This is a genomic window from Rhodococcus sp. NPDC079359 (assembly GCF_040702585.1).
Lineage (GTDB): Bacteria > Actinomycetota > Actinomycetes > Mycobacteriales > Mycobacteriaceae > Rhodococcoides.
Map to the genome: position 1 here is coordinate 181,428 of NZ_JBFBLH010000007.1, position 16,611 is coordinate 198,038.

At 64.3% G+C, this 16,611-nt stretch carries 17 protein-coding genes; 6 read left to right on the forward strand and 11 right to left on the reverse strand.

The window, feature by feature from the left end; all coding sequences use genetic code 11:
- The first annotated feature begins 104 nt into the window (after positions 1–104).
- On the forward strand, positions 105–1,610 hold the full coding sequence (locus AB0362_RS18015) for a helix-turn-helix domain-containing protein (protein ID WP_317809012.1): 1,506 nt from the start codon (positions 105–107) through the stop codon (positions 1,608–1,610).
- Between the two features lie 24 nt (positions 1,611–1,634).
- Positions 1,635–1,931: an antibiotic biosynthesis monooxygenase gene (locus AB0362_RS18020; RefSeq protein ID WP_068048495.1), complete on the forward strand. Its 297-nt coding sequence runs from the start codon at positions 1,635–1,637 to the stop codon at positions 1,929–1,931.
- Positions 1,932–1,955: 24 nt separating this feature from the next.
- On the opposite strand, the gene AB0362_RS18025 is transcribed toward AB0362_RS18020, so the two are convergent.
- The 3 genes from AB0362_RS18025 to AB0362_RS18035 form a co-directional block, all read right to left on the reverse strand.
- Positions 1,956–3,800 (reverse strand): bifunctional diguanylate cyclase/phosphodiesterase, encoded by a 1,845-nt coding sequence (locus tag AB0362_RS18025; protein ID WP_317549190.1) that lies wholly within the window; start codon positions 3,798–3,800, stop codon positions 1,956–1,958.
- Between the two features lie 91 nt (positions 3,801–3,891).
- Entirely contained in the window at positions 3,892–6,261 is a 2,370-nt protein-coding gene (locus AB0362_RS18030) for a lysylphosphatidylglycerol synthase transmembrane domain-containing protein (protein ID WP_317549191.1), read from the reverse strand.
- 9 nt (positions 6,262–6,270) lie between these two features.
- Entirely contained in the window at positions 6,271–6,858 is a 588-nt protein-coding gene (locus AB0362_RS18035; RefSeq protein ID WP_068048498.1) for a GNAT family protein, read from the reverse strand.
- A 204-nt stretch (positions 6,859–7,062) separates the two neighbouring features.
- Between AB0362_RS18035 and AB0362_RS18040 the strand changes: the two genes are divergently transcribed.
- Positions 7,063–8,211 carry a macrolide family glycosyltransferase gene (locus AB0362_RS18040; RefSeq protein WP_317549192.1) on the forward strand — a complete coding sequence of 383 codons (1,149 nt, stop codon included), beginning with the start codon at positions 7,063–7,065 and terminating at the stop codon, positions 8,209–8,211.
- Positions 8,212–8,218: 7 nt separating this feature from the next.
- On the opposite strand, the gene AB0362_RS18045 is transcribed toward AB0362_RS18040, so the two are convergent.
- The 6 genes from AB0362_RS18045 to AB0362_RS18070 all read right to left on the reverse strand — a co-directional run bounded on the left by AB0362_RS18045 (position 8,219) and on the right by AB0362_RS18070 (position 12,252).
- Complete coding sequence (locus tag AB0362_RS18045; RefSeq protein ID WP_283347203.1) at positions 8,219–8,689, reverse strand: hypothetical protein; 471 nt, start codon at positions 8,687–8,689, stop codon at positions 8,219–8,221.
- A 69-nt stretch (positions 8,690–8,758) separates the two neighbouring features.
- Positions 8,759–9,085 carry a hypothetical protein gene (locus tag AB0362_RS18050; protein ID WP_037194906.1) on the reverse strand — a complete coding sequence of 109 codons (327 nt, stop codon included), beginning with the start codon at positions 9,083–9,085 and terminating at the stop codon, positions 8,759–8,761.
- Positions 9,086–9,170: 85 nt separating this feature from the next.
- Positions 9,171–9,950 (reverse strand): AIM24 family protein, encoded by a 780-nt coding sequence (locus AB0362_RS18055; protein ID WP_317809009.1) that lies wholly within the window; start codon positions 9,948–9,950, stop codon positions 9,171–9,173.
- Positions 9,920–10,597, reverse strand: coding sequence for an AIM24 family protein (locus AB0362_RS18060; protein WP_094669906.1), 678 nt, complete (start codon positions 10,595–10,597; stop codon positions 9,920–9,922). Before AB0362_RS18060 ends, AB0362_RS18055 begins: the two co-directional genes overlap by 31 nt.
- A 1-nt stretch (position 10,598) precedes the next feature.
- Complete coding sequence (locus AB0362_RS18065; protein ID WP_068048507.1) at positions 10,599–11,207, reverse strand: AIM24 family protein; 609 nt, start codon at positions 11,205–11,207, stop codon at positions 10,599–10,601.
- Positions 11,208–11,274: 67 nt separating this feature from the next.
- Entirely contained in the window at positions 11,275–12,252 is a 978-nt protein-coding gene (locus AB0362_RS18070) for an LLM class F420-dependent oxidoreductase (RefSeq protein WP_283347205.1), read from the reverse strand.
- A 59-nt stretch (positions 12,253–12,311) separates the two neighbouring features.
- Here AB0362_RS18070 and AB0362_RS18075 point away from each other — a divergent pair, with 59 nt between their 5' ends.
- Positions 12,312–12,725: a VOC family protein gene (locus AB0362_RS18075; RefSeq protein ID WP_283347206.1), complete on the forward strand. Its 414-nt coding sequence runs from the start codon at positions 12,312–12,314 to the stop codon at positions 12,723–12,725.
- Positions 12,726–12,728: 3 nt separating this feature from the next.
- Here the strand turns inward: AB0362_RS18075 and AB0362_RS18080 are convergent, their stop codons facing one another.
- Positions 12,729–13,832 (reverse strand): trypsin-like peptidase domain-containing protein, encoded by a 1,104-nt coding sequence (locus AB0362_RS18080; protein ID WP_317549194.1) that lies wholly within the window; start codon positions 13,830–13,832, stop codon positions 12,729–12,731.
- A 94-nt stretch (positions 13,833–13,926) separates the two neighbouring features.
- Here AB0362_RS18080 and AB0362_RS18085 point away from each other — a divergent pair, with 94 nt between their 5' ends.
- Entirely contained in the window at positions 13,927–14,760 is an 834-nt protein-coding gene (locus AB0362_RS18085; protein WP_317549195.1) for a DUF72 domain-containing protein, read from the forward strand.
- A 41-nt stretch (positions 14,761–14,801) separates the two neighbouring features.
- On the opposite strand, the gene AB0362_RS18090 is transcribed toward AB0362_RS18085, so the two are convergent.
- A complete protein-coding gene (locus AB0362_RS18090; RefSeq protein WP_317549196.1) occupies positions 14,802–15,608 on the reverse strand; it encodes an IclR family transcriptional regulator in 807 nt (268 codons plus the stop codon).
- A gap of 118 nt (positions 15,609–15,726) precedes the next feature.
- On the opposite strand from AB0362_RS18090, the gene AB0362_RS18095 reads away from it, so the two are divergent.
- Positions 15,727–16,593, forward strand: coding sequence for an isocitrate lyase/PEP mutase family protein (locus tag AB0362_RS18095; RefSeq protein ID WP_283347210.1), 867 nt, complete (start codon positions 15,727–15,729; stop codon positions 16,591–16,593).
- Positions 16,594–16,611: the final 18 nt, after the last annotated feature.

A 16,611-nucleotide genomic window follows, 5' to 3' on the forward strand; every position in this document is an offset into this window, starting at 1 on the left:
TACAGCCGCCGGAGGCCATGCGAACGAGAGACAGGAACGACGAAGTATGACGCCGATCACAGTGTAGGTTTTGGAGGATCCTACGAAGAGGAGGTCGATGCACCGTGAGACTGCGTGATCTGGCCGATCTCCCCGACCTGAAACTGCAGCCGATCGTCACTCCCGAGCACTTCGATCCGACCATCCGATGGGTAGTGACCACCGACATGCTCGATCCGAGCCGATACCTCAGCGGCGGAGAGCTGGTGCTGACCGGTCTGATGTGGCGGACGGGCCCCGAGGACTCGAGGACGTTCGTCCGGGCGGTGTCCAAGGCCGGAATCTCGGCGCTGGCGGCATCCGACGACGGCGTGGTGCCCGACGACCTGGTCGACGCCTGCCTCGAGCACGGCCTGCCGCTTTTTCGGGTGCCCGCCGACATCGCTTTCGCCACGGTGACCGAGAGCGTGGTCCGGCAACTGTCGACGGCCCGGGCCTCGGACCTGAGCCTGGTGCTCGATCGGCATCGACGCCTGGTGGCTAGCGCGGGGCCCGGTGGGGGTCTCGGTCCGCTGCTGGAGATGGTCAGCTCCGATCTGGGGATGAACTGCTGGGTGGTCACCTCATCGGGGCGGGTACTCGCCGGATCCGACAATCCGCCGGACACCGAAGCAGTGGCGCAGGATTTCATGAGCTCGGTACGGCTACCGCGCTATTGCCCTGAGCAGCGAGTCTCGGTGTTCGCCGTCGACGGTGAGTCCGCACCGCGGGTCGTGGATTGGTTCGTGGCCTTCGAAAGCGATTGGCAGACATGGGATGCGCCGAGGCTCTCCCTGGCCGGACAGCTGGCGTCGATCGTGGCGGTGGAACGCAGTCGCGTCGACGATCGCCTGTCCGGGTCGGGAATTCTGGCGCAGGAATTCGTGCGCACGATCGTCGGCGGTGCGACGGCCGCTGACATCCTCGCCCAGATGCACGTCATCGGGCTCGACATCGAAACACGTTATGCTGCAGTGGCTGTGGCCACGTCCGGGGAGACGTTGCGGCTCGGCGAGCTACGCCCGCTGTTACGAGAAGTGCTGGCACCGTTGGAGATCACCCTCGGAATCGTCGACGGTGAGGCCATCGCGTTGGTGGAGGCGCGAACCGATCGAACCGATTCCGTCCGGCGAGCGGTCCACACGTTGGCACCGGGACTGGTCGGTAGCGGCACCTCGATCGGTGTCAGCGCTCCGACCGCGCCCGCCGACATCCGAAGCGCGATCGAGGAAGCGCGCTACGCCCGCAGACTCGCCGAGCGTCGTGGCTCGGACTGCAGTGTCGTCGGGCACGACGAATTGGCCACGCTGACAATACTTCTCGCCAACGTTCCCGACGACGTGCGACGCATGTTCACCTCGAGACTACTGACTCCCCTGGTCGACTACGACGACCTGCACAACAGTGATCTCGTCGAGACACTGTCGGTGTACCTCGACACCAACGGAGCCTGGACGCGATGTGCCGAACAACTGCACATGCACGTCAATTCCGTCCGATATCGCATCCAGCGCATCGAGGAACTGACCGGCCGCGATCTGTCGCGACTGGAGGACAGGATCGAGTTCTACTTGGCACTACGTCTGCGGTGACCCGTCGCGGTCTACCCTGGAGCCATGGCTCTCATTGCAACACTGGATCTGACGTTCAAGCCCGAGTCTCTCGCCGACGCGCGAGCACTGCTGCGCACGGTGCTGGCCGAAACCCGCGCGTTCGAGGGTTGCCTCGGCGTCGACGTGTGGGTCGACGAGGAGAACGAGGCCCACGTGGTGGCCTACGAGACATGGGAGTCGGCCGAGGCCGATGCGAAGTACCGCGAGTTCCGCGCCGGTCCCGGCCAGATCACCGAACTGCCGCCGATGCTCGCTGCCGCTCCGACACTGACGAAGTTCACGGTCGACTCGTCGATCTAGTTCTCGGCTGGAGGGGCCGCGCAGCTAACCGGTGATGTCCGACAGCGGTAGTGGTCGTCCGGTGAGAAAGCCCTGCACCATGTCTGCTCCGAGTTCGGCGGCCACTCGGAGTTCCGCTTCGGTTTCGACGCCTTCCATGATGACCGTCGACCCGATCTCGTGTGCAAATCCGATCACCGATGCAGCGGCGGCCCTTCGGATCGGGTCGGTGTCGATTCCGTGCACAATTGCGTAGTCGATCTTCAGGGTGTCGGGGCGCAGTTCGACCACCTGGCGAAGTCCGGCGAAGCCGGCACCTACGTCGTCGACGGAGATGGATATGCCTGCCCCGCGCAAGGATTCGATGGTTCGGGCGACCGCGCGGTAGTCGTGGACCCGCTCGTGTTCGGTGATTTCGATGTGGAACTGTCGGTTCTTCTGGAACGGCTGCAGTACGTCGGCCAGGTCGGTCGAGCGAATGGTGTCGGCAGACGCGTTGAGCGAAATGAAGATCTCGCAGGGAAGTGACGCGGACGCGGCCAGCGCGCGGTCGATGGCGGCGGCTTCGAGAAGCGGTCCGATTCCCGCATTGGTGGCGTCGCGGAACCACATCGTCGGCGAGCCGTAGCCGAAAGGAAAGCGAGACAGTGCCTCGTAACCGACAACCGTTGTGGTGACCGTGTCGCAGATGGGTTGGAACACCACGTCGGGCCCGCCTCGCGAGATCAAGGTCTCGATGCGCGTGCGGATGTCCGCTCGCGTTCCGGTGCTGGTTCCACGGGCGCTGCCGTCGTCCTCGGAGAGTCGAGACTTGTCGCGATACATCTCGATATCGGCCGATGCGATCAGTTTGCGCACGATGGTAGGGGTGATGGGTTCGCCCCCGAGTAGTTCCGAGGCAGAACCGACACTGGCGGTGAAAGGCGGCCCGGAGAAGCTTTCGTCGAGACCGATCCGGATCCTGTGGTCGGCCGATTCGATCTCGCCGGGCGAACCGATGTGCACGATGACGAACTCGTCTCCGCTCAGGCGCGAGACCACCGATGTCTGCGGTACCGCGGCGGTGAGCCGTGAGGCGATCTCGATCAGTACTGCATCGCCGGTGGGATGACCGAATCGGTCGTTGATGTCCTTGAACCGATCGATGTCGAGAACGGTGACCCCGATGGTTCGATCCGAGGGGCTGTCGGTGGAGGCGGTACCGACGTCATCGATCGCCTCGAGCAATCCGCGCCGGTTGTACAGGCCCGTGAGCGAATCGATGACGGCTCCCGATGCCCGAGAACGTAGATGCCGGATGTACGCCCGCATCATCAAGGGGGTGAGGTACAACGTGACGACGGTGACTGCGGTCGCCGCCACCAGCCACGGGTTCTTTCCCTGGCCGACCGCAAGTACGCCGAGCGCAAGTACCGTCGCCACCGAGACCGCCAGGTGAATCCACATCACTCGGAAAGAGCTTGCAATGACGGTGAAGACAGCCACGATCGTGAACATCATGCATCCGGCCAGCGGCACATAATGGTCGGTGCTGCTGAAAAGGATGCCCACGATGCCGACGTCTGCGTAGAACACGAAGGCATTGGCCACACGCGGTGACGGCCATGGTCCGAGGAACCACGCGATCGCCACCGGTATCGTCGTCAATGCCCCGATGAGGACGAATACCGCCAGGCCGTCGTAGTGGATGCCGGTGGGAACCATCAGGATCCCGGACAGACCGAACAACAGTGTCAGGGTTCCGACGAAATACCGCACCCAACGCTCGCGCGCTGTGTTCGCGAAGTACGTGTAGTCGTCGTCGACGCTCGCGCGCGTGGCGTCGAGCCCAGGCCTGTATCGCGTACGGCCCTCGGCCGTCACCGCAATCCCCGGTCTGGAAATGGGCATACCTCTCATGGGCAGATCCCCGGCCGGCTGAACGCTACCAGCGCCACGTGGAGCTGTGCCGGAATCGGGCATACACGCCGTCTGCAGTGCGTCAGACCATGTCTCGCTTGGTGAGCCACCGTAGTGTCGGCCACCCGAGAAACACCGGCAACCAGCAGGTCAGGACGCGATAGAGCAAGACCGACGGCACGGCGATGGAGGCGGGCACTCCGAAGGCGGCCAGACCACCGATGAGTGCGGCCTCCACGGCACCCACACCGCCCGGCGTCGGCGCGGCCGAGGCCAGAGTTCCGCCGATCATCGTCACCACCGTCACGGTGACGAACGTGGTGCCGCCGCCGAAGGCCTCGATGCTCGCCCACAGTGCGAGCGCGGCACCCAACGTCGTGGCCGCGCAGCCGAGGATGATGATCGAGAACCGTTTGGGGTCGCGGGCGAGTTCGCCCAGTTCGCCGAGGACTTCCTTGATCTGCGGACGAACGGCGACCCGCAGCCAGCGTCGTAGCTTGGGTACGAACATGAACGTCCCGACGACGCCGAAAGCGGCACCTGCGATGAGATACAGCACGGTGTTGCCCGGCACCATGTTCGACAGACCGGACGAGGTGCCTGCGACGACGCTGAAGAAGATCAGCAGGCTCACGTGCGTGATCACCTGGACCGATTGTTGCAGCGCCACAGCCGCCGTCGCGCGAACCGTTCCCAACCCACCCTTCTGCAGGAAGCGCACGCTCAGGGCCAGTCCGCCGACGCCGGCGGGTGTCGTCGTCGCCGCGAAGGTGTTGGCGACCTGCATCACCGTCAGATTCCAGAAGCTGACCTTGCCCAGCGCGCACGCCCACAACGCGGCTCCGGCACCGACGTACGTCAGCGCGGACACCGCCAGACCGAGCAGAGCCCACCACCAGTTCGCCGAACCGAGTTCGGTGACGAACGCGGGCACCGCACTGATGAACGGGTATGCGACGTAGACCAATCCGATCAACAGCACGAGCGAGATGATCTGGTTGCGGCTGAATCGGGTGACCTGTTCGGCCTCGATCTTGGCGGCACCGGTCTGCTCGAGAACCTCGAGCCGGACTGCCTTCATCGTCTTGTCGGCGTCGCGCACCGATTGGCGAATACGCGGCGGGATGGCGGACTTGGTCAAGCGACCCGAGGCCGCAACCACGGTCTCGAAGCCGAGTACGTCGATGGCGGTGGCGACGGCGCGCTGGGAGCCGAACAGGTCTGCGGTGGTGAGCAACAACTGCGCGACGTCGGATTGCATCTGGGAATCCGAGGCACCCAGTTCGGCATGACCGAAACCGCAGAAGAGGGCCTTGCCGTCGTTGATCCGGAGTTCGTTTCGGTGCAGGTCGCCGTGGGAGATCTGGTTCTCGTGCAGAGTGTGCAGGGCCGACCACAGAGCGCCAAGGGTGGCGTCGTCGTGCTCCGCCTCGATCGGATCACCGATGGGAAGGCTGTGCGCGTACAGGGTCCATCCTCTGTCGAGCGCGGCCACCGCCAGTGGGTGACTTCCCGCCGCACCCAACCCCTTGATGGCAAGGCCCATCAGGGCACGATGCTCGACGGCCCGGCGCATCGACGCGTGCAGCGGCGCAGTTTCGCTGCCACGCAGTGTGATCCACCGCCAGGACTGGCGTAGGGCACCGCCGCTGCGCTGATTCTGCCCGTACAACTCGACCACCACATCGGCGTCGGGAGTGTGTGCGTTCAACACCAACGGGCCGGGGCCGGCCGGGCGGACGACGGTGAAGCTGCGAACGGTGACACCGCGGCTGTGGAACAGGCGAACCGCCGCGTCGAGCGGAACCTCGAGCGCGGGAGTGCCGACGAGCAACACGATGACGGCTCCGACGAGCCAGCCGACCGCAAGTCCCAGCATCGAGCGAGCCGGAACCACGGTGGAGACGACAAGGTGCATCGGTACGAAGGCGAGCAACAGCGTCCACCATGCTCGACGCCACTTCGCGGACAGGCCGGGGCCGGAGACCGTCAGAGCCGCAGCCAGCATCGCGATCCAGCGAGAATCGTCGAGGAATTGCGCGAGGAACGTGTCGAGTCGCTCCGGAACGTCGAGGTCCCAGGTGGGAGTGGAGATCCCGGTTCCGGTGATCGACAACGCCAGCGCGGCGAGCAGTGCCGCGGCCGCGTACCCGGCGAGGAGTTTCCATTTGCGGCCCGCGATCAGTCCGATCAGCACGCCGAACGGGAGCGCGAGAATGGCGACGCCGTAGACGATGTAGACGGCATTGGATTGGTCGGGGCTGAGCACGCCGACGATGTTCGACACCGATTGCTCGAGTGCGTCCCACTGATTTCTGGTGATCAGCGAACCGGCGATCACCACACCCAGTAGCGCCGCGGCCGATACGACCCGAATGATGTCGCTGGTTCTGCGCACCAGCGGCTGAAGCAGGTTCCCCGCTACGGGAACGTCCCGCCCATCCACACGCATGGGGTCAACCTACCGTGCGGTACGCCTGCGGAGTTCGTTGCGGACGGTGGGCCATTCGGATTCGATGATCGAGAACACGACGGTATCGCGCAACGAACCGTCGGACATGCGTTGATGATTGCGCAGAATCCCGTCCTGCTTCGCACCCAGTTTCGCGATCGCCGTCCGCGACTGCAGGTTCATCCAATGGGTACGGAATTCGACGGCGATGCATCCCAGTTCCTCGAATGCATGCGTCAGCAGCAGCAGTTTGCTCGCCGGATTGGTGCCGGTTCCGTGCGCGGAGCGGGCATTCCACGTGTATCCGATTTCGACGCGACGGTTGGTGGCGTCTGCGTTGCAGAACGTCGTCGCTCCGATGATCTGCCCGGTGTCGTTGCGGCGCAGCGTGAACGGAAGCATCGTGCCTGCGTCGAGCAATCCGAGTCGACGGTCGATCTCGGCCGCCATGTCCTCGGGCTTCGGAACGCTGGTGTACCAGAGATTCCACAGCTCCCCGTCGCGGGCGGCATCGCACAGACCTTCGAGGTGATCGTGGCTCAGCGGCTCGAGGGTCACGAGATCGTCGGTGAGGGTCACCGGTTGCAGAAAGGACATTCGCCGACGATACGTCGGATCTGCCCGTCCGGGAAAGCATGACGATCAGCGCTGCGGTGACGGCCATGAGTACTAGGGCAACCACCTCGGTGAAGGCGGGATCACAGCAGGCGACCATCACGGTCTCGCTACCGTTACTGCTGGATCTGATCGCCGACGAAATTCGCTGGCTCGCGGTGCGCGATGCGCCCTACGGTGGGGATCATGCACATCGCCATGATCGGCACTACGGCTCCCAGCCACATCTATCCATCCCTGGCCGTGATTGCCGAGCTGGTCCGGCGAGGACACCGCGTCACCTATGCCGTCGGTGATTCTCTGCGACACGTGGTCGAACCCGCGGGCGTCGAGGTGGTGCCGTTCACCTCGATACTTCCCGACGGAGAGGCGTCGTGGCCGGATGATCCGGCCGCGGCGATGCAGGTCTTCCTCGACGAGGCGATCGCGTCGTATCCGGTGCTCAACGCGTTCTACGACGACGATCAGCCGGATCTGTTTCTGTACGACATCGGCGGCATGACGGCACCCGTCCTCGGGGTGCGCTACGGGGTGACGGCAGTACAGCTCTCGCCGACGTACGTGGCGTGGGATGGATACGCCGAGGATCTTTCCGATGTACTGACGCCGATGCGTGAATCCGCTGGTGGCCTGCAGTACCACGCTTCGTACACGGCGTGGTTGCGAGAGAACGACATCGACGCCGATCCCTGGGAGTGGATCACCTACCCGCAGCAATGTCTGTCGCTCATCCCGAAAGTGATGCAGCCCAACGCGGATCGGGTACCGGATTCGGTGCGGTTCGTCGGGCCGTGCCTCGATCCGGTACGCCTGCAGGACCGCAGCTGGACGGCGCCCGACGCGCCGATCCTGTACATCTCATTCGGTACGGGCTACAACGAGCGACCAGAGTTCTACCGACTGTGCATCGAGACCTTCGCGAACACCGACTGGCATCTGGTGATCTCGATCGGCCGACGCGTCGACCCGGCTGCGCTGGGTCAGCTGCCTGCCAATGTGGAACTGCACGAGCATGTTCCGCAGCTCGCGGTGCTCGATGCCGCCACGGTCTTCGTCACTCATGCCGGGATGGGTGGTTGTACCGAAGCGCTGTGGTTCGGTGTCCCGACCGTGGCCATCCCCCAGGCCGTCGATCAATTCGGCAATGCGGCGATGCTCGCCGAACTCGGCGTCGGCGTGCACCTGGAATTCGAGAAGGTCTCGGCTTCGAGCCTGGCCGACGCAGTTGCCCAAGCTCGCCAATTGGCACCGCGCGCAGCGGCGATGAGTGCCCAGGTGCGGGCACACGGTGGCGTCGAACAGGCGGCCGATGCGGTAGAGGCGTTCCGGAACTAGCTCGACGTCACGCCTGTCGAGCTGCGGCCAGGATCTCCAGCTGCGTGAACGTCTCGGCGTAGGTCTCGCGAACCCGATCCCAGGATGCCGTCATGTCCACGCTGTGCGGATCGGGAATCGGCAGCGCGTAACCGTATTGGGAGCGTGGCACAGGATTGCCGGGCAGGACGAGCACCTGTGTGAACGCCGCAGAATCGGGATTGAACGTCAGGGTGTGAGACGCGACGTTCCGGTCCCAATCCTCCGACGGCCACGACAGGAAGATCACATGCTGCGGGCCCTCGGCGACGTCGGTGTACGAGACGTAGCTGCCGTAGTGATCCTCGCCCGGCGACACGATCTTGTACGCGCCGTTGTCGGTGTAGATCAGTAGGGCCTCGGCGAACGGCTTCCGATCGAACAACGCCGTGTACCTGAGCGCGTGCACGAACACGGGTTGTCCCAGCGGGATCGAGACGGACTCTGTGTGTGCGGTCATGAGAATCGACTCCATCTACAGCGAATCCGGTGCAGCCAGCCGCGCTGAGCGCGGTCCAGTGCACCCGATTCAGTCCTCCAGAACGCTGACGCTCACGCCGTAGGGCAGGAAGCGGACGCGTCGGCGCGGGTCGGTGTTGTCCTTGTGCGCACGCAGGGCATCGAGTTCGGTGGCGTAGAGCTGGTCGATCTGAGGTGATCCGGCGTCGTCGACGCTGTAGATCGCCCAGACTCCGTCCCCCTTCTGACCTGTGGTTTCGGGTTCCGGCGGAGCTTTGGGAGCCCCGGCGTTGGAGGCGAACAGCGATCCGACCACCTCTCGTAGTCCCTCGGTTGCCTCACGGGCGAACTTGTCGAAGTCGTCGGATCCGAATCCGAACGGTCCTTGGTTGGCCATGGCTGTACCTCCTGAAGGTGAAACTCCAGTATGCGCGTTCTCGCCGAACAGCCGCCGTGTTCACCGTCGAGGTGCTGCAAGGCGGCTACTGCTGTAGCCGAGCCCCGATGGTGTTGTGCAGCGCCCGCAGCGAGTTCTGGCCGAGCGAGACCGTCTGCGACTCGACGTACCGCAGCAGGTGTGAATCGTCGAGCACCTTCTCGCTGGACTGGATCAGCACAGTGCCGGCCCCGGTGAAGTCGAACTGACGCTCCTCGCCGCTGTTCGCCCCGAGGAATCCGCGGGCCGCACCGAGGAAGTTCTGCATCCAGTCGGCGTCGAAGTGATGCGACGGCGAGGGGCAATCCGCCCATCCGACAAGGGCTTCCGGGTCGATACGGAGGGGCGGCTCGGCGAACATGACGGGGCCGTTGGACGAGGCCAGGAACTTGCCGGTGCCCAGCAGGGTCAGGAATCCCGGGACGATGGACTGTTTGAGATCCAGAGTCGGCTCGAACGCAAGGAGGTTCGCCGCCCGGATGGTGAGGTTGCCGTCATCGAGGTCGTAGCTGTTGATGTTGAAACCGCGATCGCCGAGGATCAGCTTGCCCTGACCCTGCGCGAGTACCCAGTCGTTCGAGTACAGCGGAGACGAGAACCGAGCCGCGACGATGGCGGGCATGGACGTCTGCCCGAGCGGCTCGAAGCGAACGTTGCCGTAGTACGCGATCATTGCGCCCTTCGACGTGAACCACGGCTGGCCTGCGAGTTCGACGCAGAACGCGTATTCGTTGCCGGGAACGTTGTCGTTGACCGGGAGGGTGTACGGGGTGTGTATTTCCACGACAGTGCTCCCTAGAACTTCTGCTCGGACGCCTGCACCCATACGGTGCCCATGCCGGTCATCTTCAATTGGATCGCCTCGCCGCTGCCCTTGCCGACGGCGTCGCGCCATCCGACGTTCGCGGAGATGTCGACGTTGATGTTGCCGATGTGGCAGACGTACGCCTGCGGATCGACGACCACCTGGGGGTGATCCGGTCCGATCTGCAGCGGAGTCGCGCCCCCGTGCGAGAGAACCGCGACGCTGCCCTGGCCGGTCAGTTGTGTCGTGAACAAGCCCTGCCCGGTCATCGCGCCGCGGACCGCTCCGCGTACTCCGCCCTGCGAGGTCAGAGCGACGATGGAACTCTGGAGGTAGCCGTCGTGCACCAGCAGTCGATCGGCTTCGACGGTGAGCATCGACGAACCGTCGAGATGGATCACCTCGATGTACAACCCGGCATGGCCGTAGAAGACTTCGCCCTGCCCCTCGGCGGCCATCATCGCCACGTGCTCGCCTGCCATCATCCGTCCGGCCATCCCGGCGACGCCGCCCATGCCCGGCATGGCACCCGCGCCGCCGCCCATCGAGTGCGGAACGAACCGAACGTCGCCGGTGTAGTAGAGCATCGATCCTCGACGCGCGAGCACGTTCTGATTGGGTGCCAGAACGGATTTCACTACTTTGCTGTTGACCAGTTCGAGTGGCACGTCAGCGCTCCTCGGGTTGGATGTAGACGACGCCCTGGCCGTCGAAGCGGAGGGAGAACGCCTCGCCGCTGCCGCCGCCGATGGCGGAGCGCCACGTGACGTCGGTGACGAAGCTCTGGTTCAGTTGGCCGCGATGGGCGACGAACGCGTCGGGATCGACGACGAGTGGGTACTGCGGATCGACGGCGAGGGCGATGATCGGCCCACCTTTGGACAGCAATGCCACGGTGCCGGACCCGCTGACGACGGTGGTGAACAGTCCCTGGCCGGAACTGGCACCGCGCAAGCCGGAGAATTTGATGTCGGTCTTCAGTTGCCCTGTGAGAGCCAGCAATTGGGACGACTCTACGTGCAGGTTGTCGCCCTGGACCTCGACGAGAGTGATGTCCTGAGCGTCGACGGCGAAGTAGACGGTGCCCTTGCCGGACACGTCCATCAGCGATAGCGATTCGCCCGTCACCTTCTGTTTGAGTGCGGCGCGAAAACCGCCGCCGCCACCCATACCGGCGCTCTTGAAGGCGACATCGCCCTCGTACGCCACCATCGAGCCCGACATCGCGCGCAGGGAGTCGCCGGTCAGGTCGGCGACCAAGACGCGGTGCCCGTTCATCCTCAGCTGAGCCACGGGGGAACTATGCCACCGCACGCGCCCCCGCGGCTACTGCTGGAGCAAATTTCTAGACGAGCGGCTTCAGAGCTTTGCCTGCCAGTTCGACGGCTCCCGGCTGGTGACCGTTGGTGATCAGGTTGATGATGATGCCGTCGATGCCCTGATCGAGGACCCGCTTCTGTACCTGCTCGGCGACGTCGTCGGGGGTTCCGCAGAAGTGCCGATCGGTGGCCTTCGCGGCGTCCTCCTCGGACAGGTTCGTCAGGTCGAGGCCCTGCTTGAGCACGAACTCACGCTGCAGTTCCTTGGCCTTGTCGCCGTTCTCGTCGATGATGACGAACGCGAGGAAACTCGTCTCGAGGTCCTTGGGGTCGCGGTCGACCTCCTCGCAGCGGGCCTGGACGGCAGCCATCTTGCGCGGCAATTCGTTTGCGTCGCAGATGATGTTGAGGTGATCGGCGAACTGTGCGGCCAAGCCGAACGTCTTCTTCTCGCCACCGCCGCCGAGCATGATCGGCAGGTCGTCGCGGATGCGGGGCTCGTTCATCGCGTTTTCGACCTGGTACCAGAGGCCGTCGAACGTGGGACGCTGGCCGCGGAGCATCGGTTCGATGATCTGCAGTGCCTCGTCGAGTCGCTCGAAACGGTCGGTGAACGTGCCGAACTCGAGTCCGAAGCTCTGGTGCTCGAGTTCGTACCAGCCGGCTCCGATCCCGAGGATCGCGCGACCGCCGCTGACGACGTCCAACGTGGTGACGGTCTTGGCGAGGATCGCCGGGTTGCGGTAGGTGTTGCCGGTGACCAGCGCGGAGAGCTGGATGGTGTCGGTGGCCGTCGCGAGCGCGGACAGCGCAGAGTAGGCCTCGAGCATGGGCTCGTCGGGCTTGCCGATCCCGGGAAGTTGGTAGAAGTGATCCATCACGAATGCGGTGTCGAACCCGGCCGCTTCGGCCTCGCGCGCCTGCGCGATGACCTGGGGAAAGAGCTCTGCGACCGAACCGTCGTAGCTGAAATTGGGCATCTGGTAACCGAGGCGAATAGTCACGAGATCCACGCTACTCGGATATCGGCCCGTGGCATGTGCCGGAGCGCGATAATTCGACGATGACATCCTTGGAGCTGACCAGGCAGCCGTTCTCCGGATTCGCCGTAAACGACCTGCAGGCGGCGCGCACGTTCTATGCCGAGACGCTCGGACTGACGGTCACCGAGAACGAGATGGGCATGCTCGAGCTGCACCTGGGGACCGGGACGATCGTGCTGATCTATCCTCGTCCAGGGCACGTACCCGCGCAGTACACCATCCTGAACTTTCCGGTGGCCGATATCGAGAGCGCTGTCGACGCCTTGATCGCCAAAGGAGTTGTGTTCGAGCAGTATCCGGACATACAGGGTCGTTCCGCAGGCTCCACTCCTGCCATGCGTACCGACGAGAAGGGAATCTTTCGCCATGGCGGACCGCTGATCGCCTGGTTCACCGACCCGGCGGGCAATGTGTTGTCGGTGCTGCAGGACTGACCCTCAGGCTGTCGGCATTCCCGCGGCGAGTGTGATTGTGCCGGAGCTGGTTACGCCTGCGTCATCGACCCATTCGACGACGGCGGGCTCGCCGGGACGACGTCCGAGCAGCGCCTCCGACAGGTCCGACGAGGATTCGATCTCGGTGCCGTCGAACGTCACGATCACGTCCCCCGCGGACAATCCCAGCACCTCCGCCGGGGAATCGAACGTCACCGATACGACTGCCGCCCCGATCGCCGGCTTGTTCTCGAAGACCGACACATCGCGCACCGAGACCCCGAAATACGGTGTGGGGCCCACATGCACTGTGCCGCCCGACTGCCCGGCGATCACCTGATCGAGCACCGCGACCGCCTCGGAGATGGGGACGGCATACGCCTCGGGCGCCTGTGGCGGTGAGAACTCGGTGCCGTTGCGCGCCTCGTCGGACAATCCCGCGGTGTTCACACCCACCACCCGGCCCCAGGCATCGAAGAGGGGCCCGCCCGAATCCCCCGCTCGCACATCGGCATCGACGCGAATCATTCGCTCCAACGTATTTCCCGAACCGTCCACCGAACTGCGCGTACGCACCTGCTGATCGAGGGCGGTCACCGCTCCCGGTGCCGGAACCAAGACCCCTGCACCCGAGGCATTCCCGACGGCGGTCACCGCATCACCCACCTCGGGAAGTGGGTCCGGGGCAAGCTCGACCACCGGCAGGTCGGCCGCGGTGATCAACTGCACGACAGCCACGTCACGAGATTTGTCGTAACCCAACACGGTGGCGTCGTAGATGAGTCCGTTGCCCATGTGCACTGCGCTGATGTCGGTGGCGTTCTCGACGACGTGGAAGTTGGTGAGCACGATTCCGTCGGGGGCGACGACGAAGCCCGTGCCCGCGACCCCGGAGAATCCTGCGGACGCAGACAAGGTGACGACGGTGGGATCGACGCGAGCTGTGAGCTCTTCGAGCGTCAGGGGTGGCGGTTCGACGACGGGTGCGACGGCCGGTGCCGGAGTTGCGACGAAGTCCGCGGTTCCGGGATCGAGCGACGGCGTCGCGAAGAGCCACACGCCGGCAGCGACCAGCGTCAACACCACCGCTCGTCCACCCGACCGCATAGAGACCGATTATGGTCCGGTGGCGATGGTGGTGCCAGCTAGTTGGCAATCACAGCCAGCGGTACCTCCCTGTGCGCCCGGCTACAGTCTGCTCATGCCCGCGTCGCATCGACCCCGAGTTCTGATCGGCATCTCCGGCTGGACGTATGCGCCCTGGCGAGGAGATTTCTATCCGGCGGGCTTGGCGCATCGCAAGGAACTCGGGTACGCGTCGGAACATCTGACATCGATCGAGATCAACGGCACGTTCTATGCGATGCAGAAGCCGTCGAGCTTCACCAAGTGGCACGACGAGACGCCGGACGGCTTCGTGTTCTCCATCAAGGGTGGTCGGTACGTCACCCACATCAAGCGGCTCGTCGGAGTCGAGGCGGCACTCGCGAACTTCTTCGCCACCGGGGTGCTGACGCTGGGCGACAAGCTCGGACCGTTCCTGTGGCAGTTGCCGCCGAATCTCGAATTCGACGCGCAGAAGATGTCGGATTTCTTCGCCATGTTGCCCCGAACGGTCTCTGCCGCAGTCTCGTTGGCGGGCATGAGGGACGACAAGCTGGCAGAGGATCGAGTGTTGTTGCCCGCTTCTTCGTCGCGGCCGCTTCGGCACTGTGTGGAAGCGCGGCATCAGAGTTTCGCCTCTGACGCCGCAGTGGAGTTGCTGCGAGAGAACGATATTGCGTTCGTCGTTGCCGACACCGCCGGTAAGTACCCGTACGTCGACACCCCTACAGCCGATTTCATGTACGTCCGCCTGCACGGCGACGAGGAGCTGTACGCCAGCGGCTACTCAGATGAGGCGCTCGACGGATGGGCTGCGAAGATCGCGGACTGGACGGCAACTGGCCGAGACGTCCACGTGTACTTCGACAACGACATCAAGGGCTACGCACCCTTCGACGCAATGAAACTGATCGAACAAATCGGTAGATGAGTATTCGGCTCTCTAGCGCAGATCATAGATATGCGGATAGTTCAATGTTCTCCTCCTGGCGCAGGTAGAGCTTCTGCAACCCGAGACAAACTCTTCGCGGCGGCCAGAATCGTCGCGACCTTTGCGCTGAGGGCATCGCCCTCGAATGTCTCCGCTCGGCCGCCTACGCTGATCGACGCAACGACCGCGGCGTCCCGTCCGAGTATCGGTGCGCCGACGGCCGCGACGCCGGTGAGGTAGTCCGAATTGCTCAATGCGTACCCCTTCGATCGGATCTGTTCGAGGCGTGTCAGCAACTCGTCCGGGGCCGTCGGTGTTCGATCCGTGAAGGCCGGTAGATCCTGGGTGAGCCAGCGGTCGCGAATCCGAGCAGAGAATGCCAGCATGGCCATCGGGCCTGCGGTGGCGTGATACGGGAGAACCGAACCGATGGAAATACCCGCGACCACAAGGGGATTGCTCCCTTCATGGCGATCGATGCAAACGGCTCCCTCGTCTGCGGGAACCATGAGATACGCAGTGTCGCCGAACTTTTCGGCAATCTCCGACAGGTACGGTTGTGCCGCACCGCGGATGTCGAGTTGGGTCAGTGCCGACGACCCGATCTCGAACACGGGCATGCCGATTCGATACGAGCCCTCAGCCGTCCGGTCCACCCAGCCGGCGTGGATCAGTGTGGTCATCAGTCTGTGCACTGTCGTCTTGTTCATTCGACTTGCCGTCGTCAGCTCGTTGAGCGTCCACACGGGGTGCGTCGTATCGAAATGATCGAGCAGCGTGCAGGCCTTGACCACCGCGCCCACGATGTCGCGGCCGGCGTGGTCGTCGGACTCGGTGGGCGATGCCACGTGTGCTCCTTCGATCGGACTGGGAAGTGCTGCCGCCATCCTACGAACCCCCCTTGACTTGTGATCGCCACCATTCTAGTTTCGGAATGCATTCCGCAATACGAAATGGATGGTGCTCATGACCGCGACACTCAGAGATCTGACCGAACAGGGCCTGGTGTATGCCCCGGGCGTATGGGACGGACTGACGGCGAAGCTGGCCGAACAGGCCGGGTTCTCGGCCTTGTGCGCATCCGGCTTCGCCGTGTCGGCGGCCCTCGGGCTGCCCGACGCGGAGCTCTACACGATGACCGAGAACCTCCAGGCGGTGCGCACGATCGGCGAAGCGTCCTCCCTCCCGCTCGTCGCGGACATCGACACCGGCTACGGCAACGCCGTCAACGCGGCGCGGACCGCGGGCCGATTCGCGGCCGCGGGCGTGCAGGGTGTCTTCATGGAAGACCAGCTCTCACCCAAGAAGTGCCCGATCTGCGTCGGCGAGCCGGTGGACCTCATCAGCATCGAGGAAGCGTCGGGCAAGGTTCGAGCCGTCCGGGATTCGCTGCCGGAGCACGTCCTGATGATCGCCCGCACCGATGCTCGTGGCGACGACGCGATCCGACGCGCTACCGCATACGTCGACGCCGGTGCCGACATGATCATGCCCGTCACCAAGACCTTCGAGACCGCCGACGAGTGGGCTCGCTGTCATGACGCGGTAGGCGTTCCGCTGATGGCGACTTTGACCGCGTCGACCTGGACCGAGCGTGAGTTCACCCCCGAGGTTCTCGGGCAGATCGGCGTTCGACTCGCCCTGCTGCCCACCCAGGTGCTGATGGCCGCCACCGGAGCAGCTCGTGAGGCTCTGCGCCGATTGGCCGGAGGTGAAGCGCCGGCCGACGTGAGCGCCGACGCGTTGCAGCACCACGAGTTCGTCGATCTCATCGGCTTCCCGGAAGTGGAAGCAGCACAACGCAAGTACCTTCCTGCCGACGCGAAGGTGTGATCGGTATGAGCTCCGACG